The 24,307-nt window shown below is 63.7% G+C and carries 27 protein-coding genes; 11 read left to right on the plus strand and 16 right to left on the minus strand.

Annotated elements, in window-relative coordinates; translation table 11 throughout:
• Positions 1–423: 423 nt before the first annotated feature.
• On the minus strand, positions 424–1,311 hold the full coding sequence (locus LB529_RS01410; protein ID WP_224709942.1) for a transcriptional regulator GcvA: 888 nt from the start codon (positions 1,309–1,311) through the stop codon (positions 424–426).
• Between the two features lie 135 nt (positions 1,312–1,446).
• Between LB529_RS01410 and LB529_RS01415 the strand changes: the two genes are divergently transcribed.
• The 3 genes from LB529_RS01415 to LB529_RS01425 all read left to right on the plus strand — a co-directional run bounded on the left by LB529_RS01415 (position 1,447) and on the right by LB529_RS01425 (position 3,185).
• The gene (locus LB529_RS01415) at positions 1,447–1,908 is read left to right on the plus strand and encodes a VOC family protein (RefSeq protein WP_224709943.1); all 462 of its coding nucleotides are present in this window, start codon (positions 1,447–1,449) and stop codon (positions 1,906–1,908) included.
• A 34-nt stretch (positions 1,909–1,942) separates the two neighbouring features.
• Positions 1,943–2,689: an SDR family oxidoreductase gene (locus LB529_RS01420; RefSeq protein ID WP_224709944.1), complete on the plus strand. Its 747-nt coding sequence runs from the start codon at positions 1,943–1,945 to the stop codon at positions 2,687–2,689.
• A 130-nt stretch (positions 2,690–2,819) separates the two neighbouring features.
• A complete protein-coding gene (locus LB529_RS01425; protein WP_140847696.1) occupies positions 2,820–3,185 on the plus strand; it encodes a hypothetical protein in 366 nt (121 codons plus the stop codon).
• 58 nt (positions 3,186–3,243) lie between these two features.
• Here the strand turns inward: LB529_RS01425 and LB529_RS01430 are convergent, their stop codons facing one another.
• Positions 3,244–3,975: a GntR family transcriptional regulator gene (locus tag LB529_RS01430; protein ID WP_318012365.1), complete on the minus strand. Its 732-nt coding sequence runs from the start codon at positions 3,973–3,975 to the stop codon at positions 3,244–3,246.
• Between the two features lie 184 nt (positions 3,976–4,159).
• On the opposite strand from LB529_RS01430, the gene LB529_RS01435 reads away from it, so the two are divergent.
• Positions 4,160–5,173, plus strand: coding sequence for an SIS domain-containing protein (locus LB529_RS01435; protein ID WP_224710115.1), 1,014 nt, complete (start codon positions 4,160–4,162; stop codon positions 5,171–5,173).
• Between the two features lie 38 nt (positions 5,174–5,211).
• Positions 5,212–6,024: a PfkB family carbohydrate kinase gene (locus LB529_RS01440; protein ID WP_224709945.1), complete on the plus strand. Its 813-nt coding sequence runs from the start codon at positions 5,212–5,214 to the stop codon at positions 6,022–6,024.
• 3 nt (positions 6,025–6,027) lie between these two features.
• Here LB529_RS01440 and LB529_RS01445 read toward each other — a convergent pair whose 3' ends face one another.
• The 8 genes from LB529_RS01445 to LB529_RS28935 form a co-directional block, all read right to left on the minus strand.
• Positions 6,028–6,999, minus strand: coding sequence for an amino acid ABC transporter permease (locus LB529_RS01445; protein WP_224638408.1), 972 nt, complete (start codon positions 6,997–6,999; stop codon positions 6,028–6,030).
• A gap of 19 nt (positions 7,000–7,018) precedes the next feature.
• Positions 7,019–8,299, minus strand: a complete 1,281-nt coding sequence (locus LB529_RS01450; RefSeq protein ID WP_224709946.1) for an NAD(P)/FAD-dependent oxidoreductase — start codon at positions 8,297–8,299, stop codon at positions 7,019–7,021.
• Between the two features lie 51 nt (positions 8,300–8,350).
• Complete coding sequence (locus LB529_RS01455; protein ID WP_140847683.1) at positions 8,351–9,178, minus strand: transporter substrate-binding domain-containing protein; 828 nt, start codon at positions 9,176–9,178, stop codon at positions 8,351–8,353.
• Between the two features lie 423 nt (positions 9,179–9,601).
• A complete protein-coding gene (locus LB529_RS01460; protein WP_318012539.1) occupies positions 9,602–10,330 on the minus strand; it encodes a sulfotransferase in 729 nt (242 codons plus the stop codon).
• A 146-nt stretch (positions 10,331–10,476) separates the two neighbouring features.
• A complete protein-coding gene (locus LB529_RS01465) occupies positions 10,477–11,292 on the minus strand; it encodes an oxidoreductase (RefSeq protein ID WP_224709947.1) in 816 nt (271 codons plus the stop codon).
• 57 nt (positions 11,293–11,349) lie between these two features.
• Complete coding sequence (gene fabF, locus LB529_RS01470) at positions 11,350–12,648, minus strand: beta-ketoacyl-ACP synthase II (RefSeq protein ID WP_224709948.1); 1,299 nt, start codon at positions 12,646–12,648, stop codon at positions 11,350–11,352.
• Between the two features lie 38 nt (positions 12,649–12,686).
• On the minus strand, positions 12,687–13,265 hold the full coding sequence (locus LB529_RS01475) for a TetR/AcrR family transcriptional regulator (protein WP_224709949.1): 579 nt from the start codon (positions 13,263–13,265) through the stop codon (positions 12,687–12,689).
• A gap of 129 nt (positions 13,266–13,394) precedes the next feature.
• A complete protein-coding gene (locus tag LB529_RS28935; protein ID WP_263497044.1) occupies positions 13,395–13,517 on the minus strand; it encodes a hypothetical protein in 123 nt (40 codons plus the stop codon).
• Positions 13,518–13,597: 80 nt separating this feature from the next.
• Between LB529_RS28935 and LB529_RS01480 the strand changes: the two genes are divergently transcribed.
• Positions 13,598–14,128 (plus strand): cupin, encoded by a 531-nt coding sequence (locus LB529_RS01480; protein ID WP_224709950.1) that lies wholly within the window; start codon positions 13,598–13,600, stop codon positions 14,126–14,128.
• 1 nt (position 14,129) lies between these two features.
• Positions 14,130–14,741 (plus strand): dihydrofolate reductase family protein, encoded by a 612-nt coding sequence (locus tag LB529_RS01485; protein ID WP_224709951.1) that lies wholly within the window; start codon positions 14,130–14,132, stop codon positions 14,739–14,741.
• A 21-nt stretch (positions 14,742–14,762) separates the two neighbouring features.
• On the opposite strand, the gene LB529_RS01490 is transcribed toward LB529_RS01485, so the two are convergent.
• Positions 14,763–15,122, minus strand: a complete 360-nt coding sequence (locus LB529_RS01490; protein WP_224709952.1) for a hypothetical protein — start codon at positions 15,120–15,122, stop codon at positions 14,763–14,765.
• A 201-nt stretch (positions 15,123–15,323) separates the two neighbouring features.
• Here LB529_RS01490 and LB529_RS01495 point away from each other — a divergent pair, with 201 nt between their 5' ends.
• Positions 15,324–15,638: an EthD family reductase gene (locus LB529_RS01495; protein WP_224709953.1), complete on the plus strand. Its 315-nt coding sequence runs from the start codon at positions 15,324–15,326 to the stop codon at positions 15,636–15,638.
• 54 nt (positions 15,639–15,692) lie between these two features.
• On the opposite strand, the gene LB529_RS01500 is transcribed toward LB529_RS01495, so the two are convergent.
• From LB529_RS01500 to LB529_RS01515, 4 genes are all read right to left on the minus strand, one after another.
• Positions 15,693–15,872 carry a hypothetical protein gene (locus tag LB529_RS01500; RefSeq protein ID WP_224709954.1) on the minus strand — a complete coding sequence of 60 codons (180 nt, stop codon included), beginning with the start codon at positions 15,870–15,872 and terminating at the stop codon, positions 15,693–15,695.
• Positions 15,873–15,878: 6 nt separating this feature from the next.
• A complete protein-coding gene (locus LB529_RS01505; protein WP_224607495.1) occupies positions 15,879–16,178 on the minus strand; it encodes a DUF2934 domain-containing protein in 300 nt (99 codons plus the stop codon).
• Positions 16,179–16,260: 82 nt separating this feature from the next.
• Positions 16,261–16,818 carry a DNA-3-methyladenine glycosylase gene (locus tag LB529_RS01510; RefSeq protein ID WP_224709955.1) on the minus strand — a complete coding sequence of 186 codons (558 nt, stop codon included), beginning with the start codon at positions 16,816–16,818 and terminating at the stop codon, positions 16,261–16,263.
• A 41-nt stretch (positions 16,819–16,859) separates the two neighbouring features.
• Positions 16,860–18,008 carry an amidohydrolase gene (locus LB529_RS01515; RefSeq protein WP_224709956.1) on the minus strand — a complete coding sequence of 383 codons (1,149 nt, stop codon included), beginning with the start codon at positions 18,006–18,008 and terminating at the stop codon, positions 16,860–16,862.
• 415 nt (positions 18,009–18,423) lie between these two features.
• Here LB529_RS01515 and LB529_RS01520 point away from each other — a divergent pair, with 415 nt between their 5' ends.
• From LB529_RS01520 to LB529_RS01530, 3 genes are all read left to right on the plus strand, one after another.
• On the plus strand, positions 18,424–20,346 hold the full coding sequence (locus LB529_RS01520; RefSeq protein ID WP_224524658.1) for a putative bifunctional diguanylate cyclase/phosphodiesterase: 1,923 nt from the start codon (positions 18,424–18,426) through the stop codon (positions 20,344–20,346).
• Between the two features lie 108 nt (positions 20,347–20,454).
• Positions 20,455–22,590 (plus strand): ABC transporter ATP-binding protein/permease, encoded by a 2,136-nt coding sequence (locus LB529_RS01525; protein ID WP_224709957.1) that lies wholly within the window; start codon positions 20,455–20,457, stop codon positions 22,588–22,590.
• Positions 22,591–23,174: 584 nt separating this feature from the next.
• Positions 23,175–23,597 (plus strand): DOPA 4,5-dioxygenase family protein, encoded by a 423-nt coding sequence (locus tag LB529_RS01530; protein ID WP_224709958.1) that lies wholly within the window; start codon positions 23,175–23,177, stop codon positions 23,595–23,597.
• A 49-nt stretch (positions 23,598–23,646) separates the two neighbouring features.
• On the opposite strand, the gene LB529_RS01535 is transcribed toward LB529_RS01530, so the two are convergent.
• Positions 23,647–24,090 (minus strand): hypothetical protein, encoded by a 444-nt coding sequence (locus tag LB529_RS01535; protein WP_224709959.1) that lies wholly within the window; start codon positions 24,088–24,090, stop codon positions 23,647–23,649.
• Positions 24,091–24,307: the final 217 nt, after the last annotated feature.

A 24,307-nucleotide genomic window follows, 5' to 3' on the forward strand; every position in this document is an offset into this window, starting at 1 on the left:
CCGGTCGCGAAATGCCGCCGCCAGATCCGACGGGCATCCGCCGCATTCAGCCGGTCACACGCGGCTTGAGGTAGACGTCTGAACACGCGCCCTTATGATGCGTGCTTCTCGCAGAAGCGACGGTCGGTCGCGCCCAACGGCCTTTATCAGCCTTCTGGCTTGAGCCTCCGAGATGCCGGTTTTCTCTTTCAGCAGAATGACGAGCTGCTTGTCGTCAATTCGACCGTGGGAACTCCCTTCACCGGGTTCAGTCATATCAAGATCCTCCTTCCAACCGAACTAGAAGGGCCGCCGAAAGTTTCAACTCGGTTTTGACTGGCTAGGCGCTCCGCGGCGGCATTATCCGCCCAGCGGTCTTCGCAAGGCGAATCGAGCTGGCGGAAAGCCGTCCGGCTTTTGGCTGTCGAGCCCGGAGCTCGCCCGTTAAAGCGGCTCGATCTCCGAAAACAACCAATCGCGAAACGCCTTCACCTTGCGCTGGCGGATCGCCTCCGGCGGGTAGACCAGATAGAAGCTGGAGACCGCCTTCAGCGCATGGTCGAAGGGTCGTACCAGCCTGCCGGTGGCGAGATCGGCCGAGACGAGCATGGTCCGGCCGAGCACCACGCCTTCGCCCTGCACGGCCGACTCCACCGCGAAAGTGGCTGAATCGAAAGTGAGCCCGCTATTCGGGTCGACATCTTCGACGCCGGCGCTGGCCAGCCACGCGGCCCAGTCGATGCGGTAGCCGTCGCGGATCAGCGTGTGGTGCTTGAGGTCCTGCGGCTGCTTGAGCGGATGCGGCCCTTCCAGAAGCTTCGGGCTGCAGACCGGAAAGACTTCCTCGCCGGTGAGAAATTCCGACGTCAGCTCGTGATAGTGGCCGGCGCCGTAGCGGATGGCGACGTCGATGCCGTCGCCGCGGAAATTGGTCAGTCGCCCGGTGGTCGAGACGCGCACGTCGATATCGCCATGCGCGCGATGAAAGCGGTAGAGCCTCGGCACCAGCCATTTTCCGGCGAAGCCGTCCGAGGTGCTGACGTTGAGCGTCGAGCCGGAATGACGCGAGGTCGCGGTTTGCGTCGCCAGCGTGAGCTGGTCGAGCACCTCGCGCACGGCAACCGCATAAGGCTCGCCGACCGGGGTGAGTCGCACCGAACGCGTCGCCCGCTCGAAAAGCTGCACGCCGAGCTGGTCCTCCAGATGCTTCACCGCCCGGCTGATCGCGCCATGGGTGAGGTTGAGCTCGTCGGCGGCCCGCGAAAAATTCAAATGCCGTGCAGCGGCCTCGAAGGCCGGCAAGGCGTTGAGCGGCGGCAGTCTGCGGGCCATGACGATAGAGCCATTTGTGAGTTATGGTAACAAATACTTGCCGAATTTTGGTTTGTCTGTCGAGCCTTTTCCAATCAAAAATCCTCACAGAATTTGTGATCAATACTCACTTAAGATCCAACCTGCGAGGACATCATGGCCACCGTTCATCCCTTCCTCTGGTTCAACCTCGATGCCGAAGCCGCGCGAGATTTCTATCTCTCGGTCTTCAAGAACAGCCGCGCGCTGCGGACCATCGAGTTCACCGACAAGCCGCATGCGATCTTCGATTTCGAGCTCGAAGGCCAGCGCTTCACCGCGCTCAACGCCGGCGGAGTGCCGCCCTTCAACGAGCGGATTTCGCTCTACATCGAAACCAAGGACCAGGCCGAAACCGATTATTTTTGGAACGCGCTGACCGCCGGCGGCGGCTCGGAGCAGCCCTGCGGCTGGCTGAAGGACAAGTTCGGCGTCTATTGGCTGGTCATTCCCGAACCGGCGCTGCGCCTGATGAACGACCCCGACCGCGCCAAGGCCGACCGGGCGCGTCAGGCGATGTATTCGATGAAGAAGATCATCCTCGCCGATATCGAAGCAGCCCACGCCGGCCGCGCCTGATTTTGAACCCATCGCGGAAAGACGGAGAAGACCCATGACCAATCTCCCCACGACATCGCTCAATGGAAAGAAGATCATCGTCGTCGGCGGCAGCTCCGGCATCGGCTTCGGCGTCGCGGCAGCGGCGCTTGAAAGCGGCGCGGAGGTGGTGATCGCCGGCCGTTCGGCCGAAAAGCTGAAGGCCGCCGAAAAGCGGCTCGGCGGGGCAGGGCGCGTGACAGGCATCGCCGCCGACATGGCCAATGAGGCCGAGGTGTCCGGCTTGTTCGAGCAAGCCGGCGCTTTCGATCATCTGGTGGCGACGGCCGGCACGCCGCCGCCCAATTATCCGATCGGCGAGACCGACATGGATTTCGTACGCCAATTTGCCGACGGCAAGCTGATCGGCGCAGTGATGCTGGCCAAGCACGCCGTGCGCACGCTGAACAAGCCTGGCTCGATGATCTTCACCTCGGGCATCAACAAGGACCGCCCGCCGGTCCCCGGCGGCTCGGTCGTCGCGGCGGTCGCCGGCTCCTTCACCTATTTCGCCCGCGCGCTGGCGCTGGAACTTGCGCCAACCCGCGTCAACATCGTCTCGCCCGGTTGGGTCGATACCGAAATGTGGGACGAGATCGTCGGCGCCGCCAAATCAGGCTATTTCGAGCAGATGGGCGCCCGACTGCCGGTCGGAAAGATCGCCAGGTCCGCCGATATCGCGCCGGCCTATCTCTACCTGATGCAGAACGAGTTCATGACCGGCGAGACCGTCCATATCGACGGCGGGCAAAGGCTGGTGTGAGCGGTAGAGCCGGACCTCGATTTGAAGGTTCCGGCTTCACCTATTGCCGTCCACAAGGCCGGGCGCTGCCTTCCAGACCCTCGCCGAGCAATGGCGTTTTCGGCGGAACGCTAATATAGATGATGCTCGAATGAGCAGCGCCTCCGCACCGTCGAGGAACGCCATGCGAAGGGTGATCGTCACAGTCATGTGGATTGTCGCCGCGACAGGCGCCGACGCCCATGATTGGTACGAAAACAAGGTCGACCCGGTGACCAACTTCAAATGTTGCGGCGGCACGGATTGCCGCCCCATCCCAGAGTCTGCCGTGCAATCCGGGGCCGACGGCGGCTATGTCTATCTACCCGATGGCTTCAACATCCCGCCAGATCGCGTGCAGGAATCGCCGGACGGCCGATACCATATCTGCGAGAACCATTACGTCATAACCAACCAGCCCTATCTGCGCTGCTTCTTCGCGCCGCGGCTCAAGGTCTCCCGACTGCTCCCGCGCTAGTCACGGCCCTCGACATCTACATGGCACCTGACACTGGTCATCGCCACCCTTTGAGCTTTCACTTTCGTGCGAAGCTGAAGGTGAAATGGCTGCCGCGGTGATAGACGGCGGCATGGACGACCGGGGCTCCGGTCCCATCGAAACAGGTTTCCGTAATGAGCAGGGCTGGCCCAAAGTCGCGCAAGTCGTTGCGCTGCACGATTTCCTCGGGCAGCGTTACGGCTGCAACGGAGGCGGCCGACATACGCGGCTGATGGCGGTGCTTTTCCAGCAGGGCGAGCAGCGAGCCGCTCCATTCGATGTCGAAAAGGCGCCCCGGCAAAAAGCTGCGCGGTACGTAGTCGAGCGAATAGATGAGGGGCAGATCGTTGTGCAGCCGCAGCCGTTCAAGCCGGATGACGCGCTCTCCGTCCGCTAGCCGCAATTGCTGCTGGATAAATGGATCAGGCGTTTCCTCGGCGATGGAAAGAACCTTGTTGACGGTGTTGTAGCCATAGTGGCGCGACATGTCGGTCACGCTTTCGAACACCGTGATTGGACGGTCGACCTGGACGGCGGAGTTCGCGGTCACGAAGCGGCCGAGACCATGAGTGACGGAGATGATGCCGTCCTGTTCGAGAAGCTTCAGCGCTTCGCGCAGGGCAGGGCGCGAGATGCGGAAGCGCTGCGTCAGCTGGGATTCAGTTGGCAGCCGGTCGCCGGGCTTGAGCCCTTCGGTCCTGATGAGGTCGGCCATGCGGTCGCGCAGCTGAACCGCCAATGTGCGCGCGTCCCGAAGCGGCTCGTCCAAGTCCCTCTTCCCCATTGTGCCAACTCTCCTTTTGTTGTCGGACAATCGCGCCCAGGTCAAGCGGAGGCATGCGGTGGCGATCGCATGTCGTATAGGCAACGCATGCAACCTATCCGCAAAATTTCTCTTGAAATGCGCTCCCGCAGATGTCAGTTGTCTTACAACTGAATTGATCGAGGGAACGATGCTCAATTTCGATGAAGCCCGGTTTATACGTATCCAATCGGGGGCGGTGGCCTTGCGCGAGCGCATTGAAGCCGTCGTGGCGCAGTGCCTCGCCGCCGACGCGCAAAACATCTTCTTTCTCGGCACCGGCGGTGCAGCGATCCTGATGCATCCGGCGGCGCAACTGCTGCAGCGCCGATCTGGCTTTCCGGCCTTCGTTGACATCACCGCCGAGCTGCAGCTGGTCCAATCCGTGCACCTGACCGACAAATCGATCGTCGTGTTGCCCTCGCTCTCCGGCACGACCAAGGAAAGCGTGGCACTGCTGTCCCGGATCAAGGACGTCGGGGCGACGGTGATCACGCTGGTCGGACATGAGGAGACGCCGCTCGGCAAGGGCGGGGACCATGTCTTCGTCAACTTCGCCGAGGACGACACGTCCTGCGAATCCTTCTATCTCCAGTCGCTCTTCATCGCGCTTGCAGTGCTGAAGCATCGCGGCGAGCTCGCCGAATCCGAACGCATTTTCGCCGAACTGGAGCAGTTGCCGCGACTGTTACTGGAGGTGAAGCGGAGCTATGAACAGGAAGCCGCCGGCTTCGCGCACAAACTCGCCGCCTCCGACTATCACATCATAGCCGGCGCCGGGAATGTCTGGCCGCAGGCCTGGTATTATGGCATGTGCATCCTGGAGGAGATGCAGTGGATCCGGACCCGCCCCGTGCATGCTTCCGACTTTTTCCATGGCACGCTGGAGCTGGTGGACAAAGACGTCAGCGTGGTGCTCTTCAAGGGCGAGGACAGCGCCCGGCCGCTGGCCGATCGCGTCGAGAAATTCGCCCCTACCTATACGGACAAGTTGACGGTGCTCGACACGGCCGATTTCGAATTGCCCGGCATTTCGCCGGATGTGCGCGCGCTGGTTTCGCCGATCGTGCTCGCGACCGCCCTCGAACGGGTCAGCGCGCATCTCGAGGTGATCCGTAACCACCCGCTGACGACGCGCCGCTACTATAAGCGCGTTGCCTATTGAGCTTAGCTCTCGGCGTCAGCTTGATCGCAGCGCAGGATATGAGCAGCCTTCGATTTGCCGCCGTCGGCGACAACTGCATCGACCGCCTCGAAGCGCCGATCGGGCGCTCGCTGGTCGGCGGCAACGCGCTCAACGTTGCCGTCCAGCTCGCGCGGCTTGGCCATAACAGCTTCTATTTCGGCGCGGTCGGCCGCGACGCAGAGGGCGAACGCACCCGCGCTGAGCTCGAAGCCAATCGGGTGGCGGTCAAGCACCTGCGCGTAGGCCAGCGCAACACCGCTTGGACCGACATCAAAGTCTTGCCGTCCGGCGAGCGTTTGATCGCTGCCGAGGATTTCGGCGCCTGCGCCGGCTATGCGCCGGACCAGGCCGAACTGGCGATCCTGGGGACGATGGATCACGTCCATATCGGCTGGCTGGATGACGGCGGCGCTTTACGCAGGCGCCTGTCGCGGGCCGGGGTCAGCGTCTCGCAGGATATCTCGGTCAACGCCGATCCCGCCGATCTCGGTGTGGAGGGTTTGAGCATAGTTTTCTGCTCGACCGGCCAAAATCGCCACGTGGCGGAAGCGATGGCCGCCGATCTCCTGTCGCGCGGCGCAGGCTGCGCCGTCATCATGCGCGGTGCCGAGGGGTCGATGGCGCTGACGGCCCGCGAGCGCGCCGAGACCGGCATCCGCCCGGTCCAGGTCGTCGACACGACCGGCGCCGGCGACAGCTTCATCGCCGGTTTCCTGCATGCCTGGCTGGCGAGGAAGCCGCTCTTGCTGTGCCTCGAAAGCGGCCGCGATCATGCCGCTCTGGCCTGCTGCCATCTCGGCGGCTTTCCCCAGGAGGGGATGCCCCATTGAAGCTCAGCGTTTGAGCGAGCGGCCGAACCGTTCCTCGATGCGGGACTGCAGGAATTCGAGCCCAATGGACAAAAGCCAATAGATCATCGAGGCGGTGATCAGCATCTCGATATGCCGGAACTCGGTCTGGCCCTGCGTGCGCGCCAGATACATGATCTCCCAGACCCCGACCACCGAGACCAGGGAGGAGTCCTTCAGCATCGCGATGAACTGATTGCCCGTCGGCGGCACGATGACGCGCATCGCCTGTGGCAGGATCACCAGGAACATCGTTTGATTGGGGCTGAGCCCAAGTGCGGTGGCGCCTTCCGTCTGGCCGCGCGGGATGCTTTCGATGCCGGCACGGAAAATCTCGGTCATATAGGCGCCGTAGCAAAGCGACAGCGCCATGATCCCGGCAGGCACGGCCCCGATCACATAGCCGACCTGCGGCAGGCCGAGATAGATGATGTAGATCTGCATCAGCAATGGCAGCCCGCGAAACAGCGAAGTGTAGAACGTGGCCAGGCCATAGACGATGCCGTTCTTGGACAGCTTGGCTATGGCGCCGATGAAGGCGATGACTGTCGCGATGGCGATCGAAATGGCGGAGATGTAGAGCGTGGTCACCACGCCCTGCGAGATGAGGAAACCGATCTTCCGGGCGATGAAAGAAAAGGACAGGTCAAAGGAATAGAAGAACAGCATCAGCAGCACGAACAGCTCGATCCATACCGCCACGATCTGCTGCTTGCGCCCGAGTTGCTGCAGCGCCTTCCAGTTGGCGGCCACGATCAGCGCGATCAGCACCGCCGAGACGGCTCGCGCCACCACGGGATTGGCCGCAAGCCATTCGATCGAGCTCGGGATCAGCTTGCCGATCCAGTCTGCCTTGATGCCGAGACCGTAGAGGCCCGCGGCGAAAGCGGCGAGCGCCAGGCACACGCCAATGCGGCGTGCGGCGTCCGGATAGTTGAGCAGCAGTCTGCCGATCACTTGTCGATCTCCCTTCCGGTTAGCGGGCTCGTTCGCGCCACCAATCTTGCGCCTGCAGCTTCCAATAGGTGAGTTGCGCCGCGGCAAGCCCCACCGGTCCGCCTGCCCAGGCCAGTCCGAACGGCGCGAACAGAAGGTGGCGGTCCGACTGGCCGAGTACCGCCTCGGCGACCACCTTGCCGGCTATGGCCGTCGTGTTGATGCCGTGCCCGCCAAACGCGGTGAGATACCAGGCGCCTGGCTGCAGCTGCCCGATCTGGGGCATCAGGTGGCGGGCGTAGGCCATCAGCCCCGACCAGGCTAGTTCGGTCTTGAGCGCAGCGAGCTGGGGGTAGGTTCCAACCATCTCCCGGCGCAATTCCCTGGCCAGCGCCGCCGGCGAAGCGGCCCGCGTGGTGATGCGCCCGCCCCAGAGCAGCCGCTTTCCATCCTCCACCACGCGGTAGTAGTCGCCGGCCCGGCGGTTGTCGCCGACGGCATCCGTCGTCGCGATGGCGCCGGCGATAAGATCGGGGGCTTCCTCGCTCAGCATCACATAGGTCGCGATCGGCAACATGGCCCGCTTCAGCCGACCGACCAGCGGTCCTGTATAGCCGCCGGTGGCAAACACCGCTTGCCGCGCGCGTACTTCGCCGCTTGCGGTGCGTAGCGTCTTGTGCGGGCCATCGAGTTTAGCCTCGATCGCGCTGGAGCCCTCGTGAATCCTGCCGCCCAGCCGCTCGATCTCCGCCCCGATGGCGCGCAGATAGTTCAGCGGATGCATGTGGAAGGCGTTGGCATCGCGCAGGCCTTGGTAGTAACGCTCGGAACGCAGCACAGCGCGCACTTGCTCGCGCTCGAGATATTCGAGCGGATAGTCAAAATCCCGCGCCAGTTTCTCTGCATGAGCCCTCAGTTCGGCGCCGCCGTCATGGCGCAGCACGCCCATGATTCCGGGGCGAGGCTTCGCTGCCGTGATGTCGAGATCCTTGATCGTCTGCCGCACGAAATCGACGCCTTCGATCGACAGCCGATGCAGCTCTCGTGCCGCCGCCGCGCCGGCCATCGCGGCGATGTTGTCGCTGCCGGTCGCGAAGCCGGGGCTGACGAAGCCGCCGTTGCGGCCCGAGGCGCCGAAGCCGATACTCTCGGCTTCGAGCAGCACGACCTGCTGCCCGGCGCGCGCCAGCTGCAGCGCCGTCGTCAGACCGGCCAGTCCGCCGCCGACAATGACCGTGTCGCATTCGGCCGGACCCGCGAGCGGTGGTCTGACCTTCTCGTCGGCAAGTGTACGGCGATAATAGGTGTCGGGATAAGTCATGATAGGTTCTGACGGAAGCAGGCGGCCTTGAGGGGCCGCCCGCGATGAGCGTCAATCGGCGCTGTAGTTCTTGCCGTACCACTTGGTGGTCAGCGTGGCGAGCGTGCCGTCTTTCTTCATCTGGTCGATGATGCCGCCGATCTTGGTGGTCCACTCGGCATCGCCCTTGTCGGCGATCACCACCAGCGGCTCGCGGAAGGCGTAGTCGCCCTCGATGATGCGCAGCGGATAACCGTTCTTGATGGCGTTTTGAGCGGTCTGCTCGGGCGCGATGACCGCGTCGAGCCGCACGCCGTCCCCAAGTCTCAAATCGTCGAAGGGCAGCATGGAATCGGCGAAAGTCCGGATTTCGCCAGGCTGCAGCTTGTATTCGATTGGCGGAAGGCCGGGAGCGTCGATCTCCAATTGGCGGCGGATAAAATCTTCCGAAGTGGTGGCGGTCTCGACGCCGATCACCTTGCCGTTCAGATCGTTCACCGATTTTGCCTTGCTGTCCTTGTGGACCACATAGACATAAGGGCTGTAATAATAGATGCCGGCGAAATCGATCACCCTGGCCCGGGCCTTGGTCGGCGTCACCGAGCCGACGCCAAGATCATAGCGGCCCTGCCAGTGGCCGCCGGTCATGGTCGCCCAATCAGGCGTCTCGAAGCTGACCTCGACGCCGAGGCGCTTGGCGATTTCTTTCGAGACGTCGATGTCGAAGCCGACCAACTGGTTGCTCTCGTCGAGAAAGCTCTGCGGTGGCCAGCCGCTGTTGGTCGCGACCACCATGGCCTTCTTGGTTGTGACGCGATCCAGGGTTTCTCCCGCCCACGCTGCCGACGCAAATGCGAGCGCGCCGGCAGCCAGCGCGAAACAAGCGATAAATCTCCTCACGAAACCTCCCTCTCGTATGTAAGATGTCTGACAACACAACTTGTCCGTAAGGGGGAGGGTGAGTCAAGCGTCTTTGTCGGCGCATCGTCGAGTTTGGCCTGCGATACGCGTTCCCGCCGTTGACCGGATCGGCATTGGTCGAATTTCCTGGACTTTTATGCAATCGGCCGCGGCAGCCGGCCGTTGTGCGAATTCGCGGATCAGTCGGGCAGCCACCAGTTCTCGCCGCTCGCTGCTGATTACCGGCCCGTTGGGCGCGCCAAAATCCATGCTGAAGGCGTTGCTCATTTCATGGCAGGCGCGGGCGCTCGCCAATTCGTCGGCGCAGGCTGCTGCTTCTCGGACGGTTGCTTCCGATCTGTCGCAGCACAAAAGGTCGCTTCTCGACTACGCTTAGGTCTGGTGATCGACACCCGCCGGACGCTAGGCCTGCGCGTATCCGAAATAGCCCATGATTTCCCGCGCTTCGCCGGCGTCGAAACGGCAAGCCACTTCCATCGGCAGGCTGGATCGCCAGCTGCCCCGATAGTCGGTGATCGGCTGGTTTACCTGGGCGTGCCGGCGAGCGGAATGCGGCGTGCGCACCGCCTTTTCGCGCCCCCATATGACGGGCTGCTGGTGATAGTTCAGAATGCCTGGATCGAAGGCCACGCCGATGAAGCGGCATAGCCGTTCGATGGAAAGCGCAGGCGATTCGATGAAGTCTTCATAACGCCACAGGATGCTTTCGCCCTTTTCGATGCGCTCCATCGAGGCCTTGCTGTCGGCGATCCATCTTTGGAAAGCCTTGTCGAAATCGCCCTCGTAACGCTGCCCGAGCGAGGCCACGATGTCCCTGCCGTCGCGCGTGACGACGATGAAGCGCGCGCCCGGGATCGTCTCGATGATCTGCCTCGTATAGTGGATATGGTTCGGGGTCTTTTCGATCCAGACGCTGCGGCGTGAAATGGCTGCCTGCAGCAAAACCGCGCTTAGCTTGGTCCATCGCGCCCCATCGCTTGAGACAAACGCGCTTGTCTCGCGGCGGATAGAGAAAATTTCCGGATGCGCAGCCAGTATCCGGGCGAGCAAAGTTGACCCCGTATGCCCGCATCCGCAAATGAATATTGAAACCTTGGGCTTCGGAAGAAGCCGCACCACGCCTCTATTCACGATTTCGTTTCCCCCGGAGATTCTAAACAACCTTTTTCTTCCGGGGATTGCAATAGGGAATGCCTATATGCGGTCAGTGACGAACAGCTAATTGCTGCCGGCGCTTTGACCTGGAGGCAGGGTGGCTGGAGTGAAAGGCTCCGTTGTCAGGCCGGCAGCCCGAGCTGCTTTCGCATGCTCTTGTCGAATGCGGATGCGGGGACGAAACGGCGCAGGAAACTGACTTGGCGCGCTGTTTTTCCCGCCGCATAGCGCCGCTTCGGAGCGGGATCGATCGCAGCCGCCAGAACGGTGTTGGCCACCACTTCGGGTGTATCGCCTTTTTCCATCGCCTTACGCACGGCTGTGGTCATACCGGCGCGCGCGGCGTCATAGACGTCGAGCACCTGGTCCGGCCTGGCCAGATTGTCTTCGAACAAAGTCTGGGTATAGGCCGGCTCGACCAATGCAACGCGAATTCCGAACGGCCGCACTTCGTGGTCAAGCGATTCGGAATAGCCTTCAACGGCATGTTTGGTCGATGAATAAAGCGCGAAATAGGGGGCGGGGATGAACCCCTGCACTGAGCTCAAGTTGACGATCCTGCCCTTTCCTTGACGTCGCATGATCGGCAGGACCGCGTTGATCATACGGATGACACCGAAGACGTTCACGTCGAACAGAGCCTGGGCCTGTGCAGTCGAGGATTCCTCCGCGCCGCCGAGCAGGCCGATGCCGGCATTGTTGACCAGCACGTCGATGCGCCCGGCATCGGCCAGCACCTCATCGACCAGCTTCGCCACGGAGGCGTCATCGGTCACGTCGCAGGTCAGCATGGTAATGCCGTCGCTTTTCTTGGAGACCGCGCGACGGCTGGTTCCGAACACGCGAAAGCCGGCGCTCTGCAGGGCCTTGGCCGTTGCGTGCCCAATTCCGCTGGATGCCCCCGTGACAATGGCGACGCCAGGATTGATCCTGTTCATGGAGATCACTTTCTTTGGGTTGGACTGGAAAAGCAGGAAAGGCTGGAGCAAAGAGCGTCAATCACGAGCGGCTCGACCGTTTACGCCGTGCCCGTCCCAGCGCCGGAACAGCATGCTGGCATTGACGCCGCCGAAGCCGAAGCCATTGGCGATCGCGTAGTCCATCTCCATCGGCCGGGCCCGGTTTGCGACGAAGTCTATTCCGTCGCCGGCCGGATCGGGGGCGCTCAAATTGAGGGTCGGCGGCGCCACCTGGTCCCTCAGCGCCAGGATGGTGAAGATCGCGCCGATCCCGCCGGCGGCACCGAGCAGGTGTCCGGTCGCCGACTTCGTTCCGCTGACGGCTATGGAGAAATCCTTGCCGAAGACGGTTTTGATCGCTTCGATTTCTCCCAGATCGCCCACCGGCGTGGAGGTCGCGTGCGCGTTGAGATGGCGGACCTCGTGCGGTGAAATGCCGGCCTGGGCAATCGCGATCTCCATCGCGCGGCGCGCGCCGTCCCCGTCTTCAGGGCCGGAAGTGACGTGATGCGCATCCGCCGTCGTGCCGTAGCCAACGACCTCGGCGAGCGGTTGTGCCCCGCGCGCCAGTGCATGGTTCAATTCCTCGATGACAAGGATACCGGCGCCTTCGCCCATGACGAAGCCGTCCCGAGAGACGTCGAACGGACGCGAGGCCTGATCGGGACGGTGATTGAAGGAGGTTGAAAGCGAGCGTGCCGCCGCGAAGCCGCCCAGACTGACGACGTTCATGCAGGCTTCCGTGCCGCCGCACACGGCGATGTCGGCTTCATCGGCGCGGATGATGCGCGCCGCATCGCCGATCGCCTGAATGCCGGCGGCGCACGCCGTTACCGGCGCGCCGATGTGGCCCTTGAAGCCGTAACGAATCGTGATGTGGCCGGCGGCGAGGTTCACCAGGAAAGACGGCACCGTGAACGGCGAAAGACGCCGAACGCCGCGCTGGTCGACGGTCCGCACCGCCTCGGTTATGGCGGGGAACCCTCCGATACCTGAAGCAATGATCGTCGCGGTGCGAAGCCGATCCTTTTCCGACTCCGGCTTCCATCCCGCCTGGGCAAGCGCCTCTTCCGCCGCCGCCAGCGCGAATAGGATGAAGCGATCGATCTTGCGCTGATCCTTCGGCGCCAGGAAGGCATTCGCATCGAGGCCGGCCTCGGGATCCTCCTCCAGGGAAAGAACCGTTCCGCCGATCTTTGTCGGCAGGGTTTCCACCATGTCCTCGGGAAGCCTTCGAATGCTCGAGCGGCCGGCCAGGAGACGCGACCACGACGCCTCGATATTTGCGGCAAGGGGCGTGACCGCGCCCATGCCCGTGATAACAATCCGTCGCATCTATTCTCCTATCGAACTGAGTAGCCAGCCCGCGCCGGTCAGACGCTGACGGTGTCGCGAACCTGTTCGGCCGCTGCATCCAGAAAGGCCTGGGCGAGGTCGGGATCATTGACGATGCGCGAGAGAACCACCGCACCGACCATCGTCGAGAGGACGACCATGGCTTTTTCACCGGTTTCCTCCTTCTCAGTCCTGGCAATCATCCTGCCGAGCACTTCAAGATATGCTTTGATGCCGACTTCGAACGACGCTTTCACCTCGGTCCCCTGTCTGGCCGCATCCGACCCGAGCGCCGCGACCGGGCAGCCGTCCATCCTTTCCTCGCGATGGCCCATGCTGAGATAGAACTCGATCACCGCCCCAAGCGGATCGCCGGGATTCGCTGCGGTCGCCGCCGTCCATCTGTCGGCAGCGCTCTCCATCGCGCGCCTGGAAGCTTGCGCCGCAAGGTCCTCCTTTGACGCGAACTGCTTATAGAAAGCGCCTTGGGTCAGCCCGGCGCTCTTCATCAAATCCTTAAGGCCGATACCGTCAAAGCCGTGCTCTCGAAAAAGCCGGCTTGCGACATCGATCACGGTTTGCCGGTTCCGCCCAGCCTGAATGCGGCTCACGCGCATCGTCGACCTCCATATTTTAGATTATGTAAGACATCTATAATTCAGTTAGAAGCCGAACGCAATCTATCAATGGGCGGCGTCCCACGTGGCGGTTTGCTACGGGCTGAATGTGCCTGCGGCAGGCCTAGATCATTTTCGATGCCGAAGCGCTGCGACGATCACCGCCATCGTCTCGGCGTTGCCGGCGGCGACGGCGGCAAAGGCAAGTGCCGATGCAAAAAGGCCGATTGCCGAAAGACGAAATGCAGCCATTGTGACCTCCTCAGACCGGCCGGAGCAAAATCCGCGGGAAACCGTTAGGTCCCATTAAGACCATGCAGGAAACCGCAAGGATGGCACAATCTGTCGACAAACAGGAACCGCTCGCCTTCCGCTTCGCCGATGATGGGCTGGTGCCCAATCATCCGCGCTGGCCCATGCTCTTCTATCCCGGCGCCGTGCAGCTGCCGGACGAAAGCGATCCGGCTGCCGTTTTTGAGGATATTTTCGGCGCCAATGGCTGGGGCGACAGCTGGCGCAACGGCATCTACGACTTCGTCCACTATCACTCGCGCATTCACGAGGTGCTGGGCATCGCGCGCGGCACCGCCGAGGTCCGTTTCGGCGGCGATAAAGGCAAGGTGCTGGAGGTGAAGGCGGGCGACGTGGCGGTCCTGCCGGCCGGCACCGGCCATCAGCGCCTGTCCGGCTCGGCCGATCTTCTCGTAGTCGGCGCCTATCCGCCCTTCGGCACCTATGATTTGTGCCGGAGCCCGGAGCAGCACGCCGAGGCGCTGCGCACGATCCCGAAGGTCGGCCGGCCCGACAAGGATCCGCTCTTCGGCGGCGACGGCTCGTTGCTGAAAGCCTGGAGCGGAGGCTGAAATGGCAAGCATCGTCGCCATCGAGCATGTGACGCTGGACGGTGTCTTCCAGGCGCCGGGGCGCGCCGACGAAGACACGCGCAATGGTTTTGCGTACGGCGGTTGGGGCAATCCAGGCAGCGACCCGAAGATGCAGGAGGTCATCGGACGCGCCATGGCCGGCGGCTGGTCGTTGCTGGCCGGCCGCACGACTTATGAGGATCTTCACGAAGCCTGGGCTGTTCGTCAGCCGGCCAGTCCGATGACCAGGGCGCTGACCGGCGCACGGAAGTTCGTCGCCTCGCATGACGCCGGTTATGAGCCGCGCTGGGAGAATTCGACGCTGCTTGCCGGCGATGCCGGGGAGACGGTGCGCGCGCTGAAGCAAGGTCACGACGAGGCGCTGATTGTGTTCGGCAGCGGCAAGCTGCTGCGCGCGCTGATGCGGCACGGGCTTGTCGATGAGCTGGTGCTGATGGTCCACCCTCTGGTGCTGGGCACAGGCTCGCGCCTTTTCGAGCCGGGGCAGGCGACCTCGATGCTGAAGCTGTCCAACCAGGTGTCGACCGCGACGGGGGTGGCGATCCTCACTTATGCATTCGACGGCAAGGCCGCCGCGGAGCGGCCAGAATAACCGGAACCCGCGGTCCTTCCTCTATGGATAATGCGTTTTCTTCGGCGCGTAGCTTGCCGGATCGAAATCGAGTTCCTTCGGCAGCGGCTTGCTCGAGCATTGCAGGTGCATCTGGCGGGCAAGAAGCCGTCGCTGCTGGTGCTCATGTTCCTTGACCGCCGCCACCATCCCCATGCTGTAAGGGCCAAGCAGCACACCGAACCCCCAGCCGGGATGGTCCTTCTCGCGCTGGGCATAGTCCGATGCCGCGGCGCGGGCCTGCTGGCATTCCGGCGATGCCCATTTCGGATCCTGCTGCGACAGCGAAGCGCCATTATCGGCGGCAGAGGACACGCATCCAGCCACTGCCGCGCAGAGCGCCACGACCACCGCAATTCTCATCGTTTGAGTCCCTGCTAATTCAAGGCGGAGAGAACACAGAACGCTCCTTCGCACAAGCGAGATAGCGGCGAAAAGCAACGGGCAGGGCGCGACAGCCGCCATCGTCGTCCTTCTGCGCTCCCGAGATTTTTTCAACGTCCCGTTCCGTTTGCCCCCACCATTTCGTCCTTGGTTCCGTCCCAACGAAAGAGGAGAACCGCAATGGCTGGAATGGTCGTCATCTACAAGCAGCCGGCTGACGCGGAGGCGTTCGACAAGCATTATTTCGAGACGCACATACCGCTGGCCAAGAAGATCCCGGGTGTGAGGAAATACGAGGTCAGCCAAGGGCCGATCACGGCGGTGGCCGGACCATCCGATGTCTACCTGATCGGGACGCTTTATTTTGACGATCTCGAAGCGATGAAGAGGGCTTTCGCAAGCCCGGAGGGAAAGGCGGCCGGGGCGGACCGCCGGCTTTACGCACCCGATGAATCGGGGGTCCAGATGTTCCTCTTCGACAGCAGGGAAGTTTGAGCCCGCGGCCGAGACAGGACGATCGGCCGCCGAGAATCGCGGCCGCATCGCTGCTCACGTCGACTTTTTCCGCTCGATGTCGATGCGTTTTTGCTCCGCCGCGGCGATCGCGGTTTCCATCGCGGCATCCAGATCGGCCATCGCTTCCAGATGGCCGTGATCGACGATCGACTTGCGAAGCATGCGCATGGCCAGCAACGCGTCGTCCAATGCCTGTTCGACGTTTTTGACCATGGCCGGTCAGCCTTTGCGCCGGCTGCGCTTGTTCGGCGCCGGATCGTCGGCCGCCGGCCTGTCCGGACGATTTGCCAGGGCCTTGCGCGCCAGCGCCTCGGCCGCCGACCGGTCCGGATTGCCGGCCGGTATCGTGACCGCGCCGGGCATCGCAGCACCCGGCTGTTCGCCCAAGCCGTTGTCCTCGCGCTCGATTTCCTCGCAAGCCTGATGCCAGTGCTCCTCGTCCTGGCCATTCGCTTCGCCGCTGCGTTGCCAGATCTCATAGGCGCGGCGCTTGATGCGTTCGTATTTGTCGGTCGCCATTGTCCGATCCTCTGTCATCTGTTCAAACGCGCGCTGGCCGCGAATGATCCGTGACGGGGACAGGGAACGGATAGGTCGCGGCTCAGAACCTGCGGCTGAGATAGGCCGATCCGCCGAGGCCAAAGCGCCACTCGGCTTCCACGCCCTTGGTGAGGCCGATCCGGCGACCGGCGAGGATCGCGGCCGGGTCGGCCTCGGAACGGGCGAATTCGAACGGCGGCGCGGTAAGCGAGAGCCCGTTATGCGAACCGTCGATGTCCAGCGCCTGGCAGAGCTTGCCGGGACCGGAGCAGAGCAGCCGGTCGTCATCCGTTCCGCGCCGCTCGCGCATCGCGGCGATGCCGGATTGCGGCTGGATGGCGCGGATCAGCACGGCGCTGCCCGGCAGGCACACCGCGTTCAGGCACCAATGCAGCCCGTAGGAACGATAGACATAGGCGGTGCCGGGCACGCCGTACATCGGCGCGTTGCGCGGCGTGCGGCCGCGAAAGCTGTGCGATGCGGGGTCGTCGGGCCGGTAAGCCTCGGTCTCGACGATGATCCCGCCGACGCCGGCGAGCCCAAGCCTGGCGCCGATCAGCGCGCGTGCGACGATAACCGCGTCGCGGGCGAAGAAATCGGGCCCGACACTAGGCGGCATGGCGATCGGCGTCGTTCGGACAGCTCATCATCGGCGTCCGCTCAGCCCAAAAGATTGCGCGCCGCGCGCATGAAGATCCGCGAGCCGATCGGGATGAGATCATCCGGGAAATCATAGTCGGGGTTGTGCAGGGAAGGGTGCCTTTCGCCGGCGCCGAGGAAGAACATCGCCGACCTCGCATTGTGGCCGAAAATGCCGAAATCCTCCGAGGCGCGCATCGGCAGCGCCTCTTCGCTGCGCGCAATGCCTTCCGCGTCGAGGGCGCGGTTGAGATGCTCCACTGCGTCCGGCGCATTGACGCTGGCGAGGAAGATCTCGTGATAGTCGAAGCGCACCGAAAGGCCGTGCTTCGCGGCGATCTTCCTGGCAAGCGCTTCCGCGGCGGCGACCTGCTCGGCCATGCGATCGTCGCGTCGGGTGCGCAGCGTCGCCCACACTTCGGCATAGCCGGGCGCGATGCCGAACACGGCTTCGCCCATCGCGCAATGGGTGACGGTCACCATGCCGAAATCCTCGTCGGTGAAGGTCCCGCGCCCGAGCGCGGGCAGCGCCGGCATCAGCTCGCTCACCGCCGGCATCGGCGAGGTGCCGGTCTCCGGCATCGAGGAATGCGCCGTCTTGCCCTCGAGCACGATGCGCATGCCGCGTGAGGCGCAGTTGACGGTGCCGGCCTTCAGCCGCACCTCGCCGAACGGCACGCCCGGCAGGTTGTGCAGCGAAAACGCAAAGTCCGGCGCGATCTCGCCAAAGCGCGGATCGGCGACCACCCCGGCCGCGCCGTTGCCGGTTTCCTCGGCCGGCTGGAACATCAAGACGACGCGGCCGCGCGCCGGTCTTTCGCGTCCGAATTGGCGACCGAGCGCCGCCAGGATCGCGGTGTGCCCGTCATGGCCGCACATATGCGACTTGCCCGGCACCTGCGAGGCATGCGCCACACCCGAAAGCTCCTCGATCGGCAGCGCGTCGAGCTCCGAGCGGAACAGCACCGTCGGCCCGACCTGCCCGCTGTCATAGACCGCCGCGACGCCGTGGCCGCCGAGCCCGGTCAGCACCTTGTCGGGCCCGGTATCGGCGAGGAAATTCACCACCTCCTTCGCGGTCCTTTCCTCCTCATTCGAGATTTCCGGCTGCCGGTGCAGCTTGCGCCGCCATTCGGTGAGCTCGACGATGTCTCGATTGGTCAGGGTCATGGGTTGGGGCTCCGATCGGCTTGCGGGTCACACCAAACACGATAGGGCTTTTCTCGCGCCGTGCCATGCGGATCAATTCGGATGGGCCATCGGCCTCCGCGAAATCAATGCCGCTATCTCCCCGCCTTCACCTGCGGCAGGTCGCGGCTGATCGGACGAAGGCGACGCTCGTCCTGTCCACCCGCAACGCTCCGCAAAAGTCCAGAACCGTTGCCCGATGATCCCGTCTTGATAGGGAGCCGTCGCGCGGCTTTCTTTTAGCTCCCGGCATCGGCCAGACTCAATCAAGAAATGCCACGTAAACCGCTGAAATCCTTAACACGATTTTCATTCCGCTCGCCTACCCATTAGAGATATGAAAAGGCATGACGAGCGGCTGGTGTCGGGTCCCTCATCCGAGGGAAGGAGCGAAGCCGTGGAAGCCGGCATCCTGCGCGACCAGCTTGCGGATCTGAGCAAGGGCGTCTTCATCTCGATGCCGATCGGCACGGTGCTCTCGGCCTTGATCCTGGCGGTGCAGCTCTTGTCGGGGGGCGGCCTTGCCGCGGTGCTGTGGTTCGTGGCGATCGCGTTGATCAACGGCGCGCGCGTAGCGCTTGCCGTCACCCAATCGGAAGCCGCCGGCGACAACCCGAGGGCGGTGGGCGCTCGGCTTTCGCTTTATGGCCTGATGGCGCTTGCCTCGGGCGTCGCCTGGTCTTTTCTGGCGCTGCTGAGCGACGGATACACGACCAGCCAGGCGCCGCTCTATCTGATCGTGCTCGCCGGCACTTCGGCCGGTTCGGTCACCTACGGCACCTCCTACGCGCCGGCTTCGATCAATTTCATTATCCTGCCGCTCCTCACCGCCGCCGGCTGCGTGCTTGCAAAGGGCGGCGTTGAAAATTACGTGCTCGCCTTCACCGTGCTGCTTTTCCTTGGCGGCATGGTCAGGAGCGCGCTGCTCGGGCAATTCCGCTTCCGCGAGACGAGCCGGCTCAAATACGAGGCGCGCGAATTCGCCGCCGAGATGGAGCGCAACTCCAGGCGCGACCCGCTGACGAATCTGCTCAACCGCTATGGGCTGGAGCAGGCGATTGCCAAGCTCGGGCTCTCCGACGGCCCGTTCGTGGCCATGCTGATCGACCTCGACGGCTTCAAATCCGTCAACGACACCTATGGCCACAACATCGGCGACGACCTTTTGGTCAGGGTGGCGCGCCGGATCGAGGACCACGCTCCGCAAGGTGCCACGATCGCGCGCATCGGCGGCGACGAGTTCGTGCTGCTTTTCTCCGCCGGCAGGTCGCAGCAAGCGGCCGGCGAGCTTGCATCCGCCATCATCGCTGCCATCGCCAATCCGGATCCGGAGTTGAATTCGGTGCGCGTCGGCGCCTCGATCGGCATCTACCAATCGGAAAAGCCGCGACTGACCGAGATGCTGCTCAAGGCGGATTTCGCGCTCTATGCCGCCAAGCGCGGCGGTAGGAACGAATATTGTCTCTTCGACGCCGGGCTGGACGCCGCGCTGGAACGCAAGAATTGCATCGAGCGCGACCTGCGCGGCGCCATCGAAACCGGCACGCTCTGCTCCTGGTTCCAGCCTTTGGTGCGGCTCGATACCAACGCGGTGGTCGGTTTCGAGGCGCTGCTGCGCTGGCACCATGATGTCCATGGCGCCATCTCGCCACCCGAGATCGTCACTGCCGCGCGCGAAACCGGGCTGCTTTCGCTTCTGACCGAGACGGTGTTCTTCAATTGCTGCGCCATCATCGCAGAGCTCGTGAAGCATGGGCGCCGCGATGTTCGCGTCGCGATGAACCTCTCGCCGCGCGAGCTCGAGGCCGGCAATGTCGACGACATGATCCTCGACGGCCTGAAGGCCAAGGACGTGCCTGCCGCGATGCTCGAGATCGAGATCACCGAGGAGGCGCCGGTCGACCGCGACCGGGTCGACGAAAAGGTCGGGCGTCTGGCGGATGCGGGCATATCGATCGTGCTCGACGATTTCGGCACCGGCTTCTCGACCCTGGTTTCACTCAAGGACAGCCGCATCCGCAAGATCAAGATCGACAAGGATTTCGTGCGCGACCTGGCGAAATCCCTCGAGGACCAGGCCGTGGTCGAGGCGGTGATCGGCCTCGGCCGGACGCTGGGCATCGAGGTGATGGCCGAGGGGGTCGAGACCGACGCCGACCGTATGATCCTGCGCTCGCTGGGCTGCGTGATTGGGCAAGGCTATCTTTTCTCGGCCGCGCTCCCCCTGGGCGATGCGCTCGCCTTCGACGCGACCGGTAGTTCCGCCACCGAGGCCCTTTTCGAGCCACGGCGCACGCCCAAGAGCGGCAGCGCCGCCTGATTGGCCACCGCCAAGGGCATTCATTGACTTGGCGGGCAACCGGCGTCGGAAGGACAGGGTAGCCGCGGCCAGCGTGAAACCTTTTGATTTTTGGGCCGTTGTGGCGCGATGTCCCCGGCCAAGCACAAACCGAAACCGGCCGACAGCGCCACGCAGCGCGGTGCAAGCAAGCCGCGTTCGGCGCCGCCGCGCCAGGACAAGCCGCGCCAGTCGGAACCGCGTGGCGCCACTAAGTCGCGCGCCGAGAGGCCGCGGGAAGACACACGGCACGAAGACCGGCTGAAAGACGACAAGGCGCAGCAACGCAAGCCGCAGGCCGGCGAGGCCGAAGAAAAGGCATCCGCCGATGCCGCGCCGGAAGCCATCGGCCATGCCGGGTCGCCGCCGCCCGAGGCGATCGAGCCGGATCCCGAGCTTTCTCCCGAGGAGGCCGTGCGGGCGCGCAAGAGATATCTGCTGCGGCGCTTCTGGATCAGCGGGCGCGGCTATTGGGGTTTGCGCGGCGACAGGCTTGCCTGGCCGCTGACGATCGGACTGCTCACGCTGATCTGCGTCAATGTCGGCTTCCAATACGGCATCAACCGCTGGAACCGCGCGATCTTCGACGCCATCGAGCTGCGCGACGCGCACACCGTCTACTGGTTGAGCGCCGTCTTCCTGCCGCTGGTCGCCGGCAGCATCAGCCTGGTGGTCGCGCAAGTGTACCTGCGCATGACCATGCAGCGCCGCTGGCGCTCCTGGCTGACCACGGCCGTCATCCAGCGCTGGCTGGCCAGCGGCCGCTACTACCAGCTCAACCTCGTCAAGGGCGACCATGCCAACCCGGAGGCCCGCCTGACCGAGGATCTGCGCATCGCCACCGAATCGCCGGTCGACTTCATCGCCGGTGTCCTCAACGCCTTCCTGTCGGCCTCGACCTTCATCGTGGTGCTATGGACGATCGGCGGCGCGCTGAGCTTTTCGCTGGGCGGTTCCACCATCACCGTGCCCGGCTTCCTCGTCGTCACCGCGGTCATCTACGCGGCGATCACCTCGACCTCGATGTTCGCCATCGGCCGCCGCTTCGTCCAGCTTTCCGAGGACAAGAACCAGGCCGAGGCCGAGTTCCGCTACGTGCTGACGCGCGTGCGCGAGAATGGCGAGAGCATCGCGCTGCTCGGCGGCGAGGAGGAGGAGAATGCCGGCATCGACCGCACCTTCGCCGGCGTGCTTGGCCGCTGGGCGCGGCTCACCGGCCAGCACATGCGCACGGCACTGGTCTCGCAAGGCTCCAGCCTGTTCGCGCCGGTGGTGCCGGTGCTTCTGTGCGCGCCGAAATTCCTCGACGGCTCGATGACGCTGGGCCAGGTGATGCAGGCGGCCTCCGCCTTCGCCATCGTGCAGGGCGCCTTCGGCTGGCTGGTCGACAATTATCCGCGCTTGGCCGACTGGAACGCCTCGGCCCACCGCATCGCCTCATTGATGATGTCGCTGGACGGGCTGGAGCGCGCCGAGGAGAACGACAAGCTCGGCCGCATCCAGCGCGGCGAGACCGCAGACGGCGCGATGCTCAGCCTCAACAATGTTTCCGTGACGCTCGATGACGGCACCGCCGTGGTCAAGGAAACCGAGGTGGAGATCGCGCCTGGCGAGCGCGTGCTGGTCTCGGGCGAATCCGGCTCGGGCAAGTCGACGCTGGTGCGCGCCATCGCAGGCCTCTGGCCCTGGGGCAGCGGCAGCGTCGATTTTCACCCGGGCAAGCGCCTCTTCATGCTGCCGCAGCGCCCCTACATCCCGTCCGGCACGCTGCGCCGCGCCACCGCCTATCCCGCCCCCGCCGAGAACTGGAAGACGAAAGAGATCAATGCGGCCCTCGACAAGGTCGGCCTGAGCTATCTGAAGAGCCGGCTGGAGGAAGAGGCGCCGTGGGACCAGACGCTGTCGGGCGGCGAGAAGCAGCGTCTCGCCTTTGCCCGCCTGCTGCTGCACGCGCCGGACATCGTGGTGCTCGACGAGGCGACCTCGGCGCTGGACGAGAAGAGCCAGGACAAGATGATGCGGACGGTGATCAAGGTGCTGCCCCAGGTCACCATCATCAGCGTCGCCCACCGCGCCGAGCTGGAAGCCTTCCACACGCGAAAGATCACGCTGGAGAGGCGCGAGGGCGGGGCGCGGCTGGTGAGCGATGTCGAGCTCGCGCCGAAGAAGCGCGCGCCGGGCCTGCTGCAGCGCGCGCTGTGGGGCAGCGGCGGCGATAAGGGGTAGCGGCACTCTGACGTTGTGCGTAATCGCCGGCGGCGCTCCCCTAATCGCCAAGCGCGCGGCCTTCGCAAGCCTGGGTTCCTCGCCCCACAAAGTGGGCTACGCTATGCACATCTTCTGTGACTGGCATGACTGATCGACCTGAAGCTTGATTGCCAGGTGGTTCCCCCAATCCGTCGCTGCTTCGCAGCGCCACCTTTCCCCCCTCCGGAGGGAAAGGAAGGGAGCCTTGCTGGACGGGCGTTGAAAGCTTGGCGCCTTTCCTCTCCCCGTCGATCGGGGGAGAGGTGGCTCGGCGAAGCCGAGACGGAGTGGGGGTCGACCAGCGCTACATTAGCCAATGCATGCGCCAAGCTGCCATGCACGCTATCGCCAAGGCCAGCCGCTTGGAAATGTGCATGCCGTAGACGAAGTGGGGAGAGGTGGCTCGGCGCGCAGCGCCGAGACGGAGCGGGCCGGCGTCTGCGATTACGGCCAAATGCGCCCACACTGAACAGTCTGTAGAGCGGCTCGCCGTTTCCATGAACCGAAGAACCGCCTAGAGTTCCGCACGACAGACTGGAACCATCGGGGAGGGGAGCATCGCGATGAACCAAGCCAGGCCGCACGATCCGAGACCGCTTTCGGAAATCGCCAGCTATCACGCCCATATCTATTACGGCGATGAGGCGCAGCGGCAGCATGCCGAATGGCTGCGCCAGCGCATCGGCGAGCGTTTTCGCGTGAGGCTCGGCAACTGGCGCGACGAGCCGGTCGGCCCGCATCAGCAGGCCATGTACCAGGTCTCCTTCGCCACCGAGATCTTCGCCACGCTGGTCCCCTGGCTGATGCTGAACCATGGCGGCCTCAGCATCCTCATCCATCCCAACACCACCAACCCCAAGCGCGACCACCTGATCGACCCGATCTGGATCGGCCGCGCGCTGCCGGTGAAGGGCGAGGTGCTCGGCGAGGAGGACGAGGCGGAAGAAGCGCTGGAGGTGAATACCGAGCCGACGCTGGGGGTGTGAGGGAGTACCGAATGAGTTGCTTCTGTTAGCGGTTCTTGATCCGCCTCTCTTATACCCGTCCGCCCTTCTTCAGCACTTCAGCCGCATCAAATGCGCCTTGGGCGCCAGGCTCATTGGCGTGAAACATCACCACTGTGACACCAATGTCAGCTGTCGGCGCATACATAGGCGTGGAAATCGTCGTGCCGCTATAGTTGCCGAAGGCCGTGTTGCCCACGACTGTTGCATTGGCGCTTCCAAACGTATTGCTGGACATGCCGACAAACCGAGAGCCGGAAGCAGTTGAGGCTTGGTCAAAACGGAAATGTGTATAGCCGCGAGACAACGTCGCTTCGGCTGCCTTCTTCATCGTGATCGCACCGGCAGATCCGGTGAAAAGCGCCCCGCTTGCGTGAGTATCCAACCGTACCACATTTGGGGCCAGCGGCATTTCTGATGTAGTCGCGCAGCCAGCAAGTGCCAGCGCGGCGGTCAAAAAGACAGTCCGATACATTTGTGCTCCCCTCCCAAGGCTGAGAAATTAGAGCACAGGTTTGCGAGCGGGTCGATTCCAATTGAACAAAGAAACGGTCGATTCATGACCGGAGATCGCCCGCTATCACGCCCATACCTAATACGGCCACTGGTGAATACCGAGCCGGCGCTTGGAGAGTGAGAGGCGGAGTGAGTGCCGATCGACTGCGATCCTTGATTTATTGGATAGCCTCGAA

It is taken from the genome of Mesorhizobium sp. CA5 (genome assembly GCF_020165105.1).
Lineage (GTDB): Bacteria > Pseudomonadota > Alphaproteobacteria > Rhizobiales > Rhizobiaceae > Mesorhizobium.

Bases quoted from the DNA above. Each gene is read 5' to 3' on its own strand.
- LB529_RS01410 (WP_224709942.1), bottom strand. From the start codon at position 1,311: ATGGCCCGCAGACTGCCGCCGCTCAACGCCTTGCCGGCCTTCGAGGCC.
- LB529_RS01415 (WP_224709943.1), top strand. From the start codon at position 1,447: ATGGCCACCGTTCATCCCTTCCTCTGGTTCAACCTCGATGCCGAAGCC.
- LB529_RS01420 (WP_224709944.1), top strand. From the start codon at position 1,943: ATGACCAATCTCCCCACGACATCGCTCAATGGAAAGAAGATCATCGTC.
- LB529_RS01425 (WP_140847696.1), top strand. From the start codon at position 2,820: ATGAGCAGCGCCTCCGCACCGTCGAGGAACGCCATGCGAAGGGTGATC.
- LB529_RS01435 (WP_224710115.1), top strand. From the start codon at position 4,160: ATGCTCAATTTCGATGAAGCCCGGTTTATACGTATCCAATCGGGGGCG.
- LB529_RS01440 (WP_224709945.1), top strand. From the start codon at position 5,212: ATGAGCAGCCTTCGATTTGCCGCCGTCGGCGACAACTGCATCGACCGC.
- LB529_RS01450 (WP_224709946.1), bottom strand. From the start codon at position 8,299: ATGACTTATCCCGACACCTATTATCGCCGTACACTTGCCGACGAGAAG.
- LB529_RS01465 (WP_224709947.1), bottom strand. From the start codon at position 11,292: ATGAACAGGATCAATCCTGGCGTCGCCATTGTCACGGGGGCATCCAGC.
- fabF (WP_224709948.1), bottom strand. From the start codon at position 12,648: ATGCGACGGATTGTTATCACGGGCATGGGCGCGGTCACGCCCCTTGCC.
- LB529_RS01475 (WP_224709949.1), bottom strand. From the start codon at position 13,265: ATGCGCGTGAGCCGCATTCAGGCTGGGCGGAACCGGCAAACCGTGATC.
- LB529_RS28935 (WP_263497044.1), bottom strand. From the start codon at position 13,517: ATGGCTGCATTTCGTCTTTCGGCAATCGGCCTTTTTGCATCGGCACTT.
- LB529_RS01480 (WP_224709950.1), top strand. From the start codon at position 13,598: ATGGCACAATCTGTCGACAAACAGGAACCGCTCGCCTTCCGCTTCGCC.
- LB529_RS01485 (WP_224709951.1), top strand. From the start codon at position 14,130: ATGGCAAGCATCGTCGCCATCGAGCATGTGACGCTGGACGGTGTCTTC.
- LB529_RS01490 (WP_224709952.1), bottom strand. From the start codon at position 15,122: ATGAGAATTGCGGTGGTCGTGGCGCTCTGCGCGGCAGTGGCTGGATGC.
- LB529_RS01495 (WP_224709953.1), top strand. From the start codon at position 15,324: ATGGCTGGAATGGTCGTCATCTACAAGCAGCCGGCTGACGCGGAGGCG.
- LB529_RS01500 (WP_224709954.1), bottom strand. From the start codon at position 15,872: ATGGTCAAAAACGTCGAACAGGCATTGGACGACGCGTTGCTGGCCATG.
- LB529_RS01505 (WP_224607495.1), bottom strand. From the start codon at position 16,178: ATGGCGACCGACAAATACGAACGCATCAAGCGCCGCGCCTATGAGATC.
- LB529_RS01510 (WP_224709955.1), bottom strand. From the start codon at position 16,818: ATGCCGCCTAGTGTCGGGCCCGATTTCTTCGCCCGCGACGCGGTTATC.
- LB529_RS01515 (WP_224709956.1), bottom strand. From the start codon at position 18,008: ATGACCCTGACCAATCGAGACATCGTCGAGCTCACCGAATGGCGGCGC.
- LB529_RS01525 (WP_224709957.1), top strand. From the start codon at position 20,455: ATGTCCCCGGCCAAGCACAAACCGAAACCGGCCGACAGCGCCACGCAG.
- LB529_RS01530 (WP_224709958.1), top strand. From the start codon at position 23,175: ATGAACCAAGCCAGGCCGCACGATCCGAGACCGCTTTCGGAAATCGCC.
- LB529_RS01535 (WP_224709959.1), bottom strand. From the start codon at position 24,090: ATGTATCGGACTGTCTTTTTGACCGCCGCGCTGGCACTTGCTGGCTGC.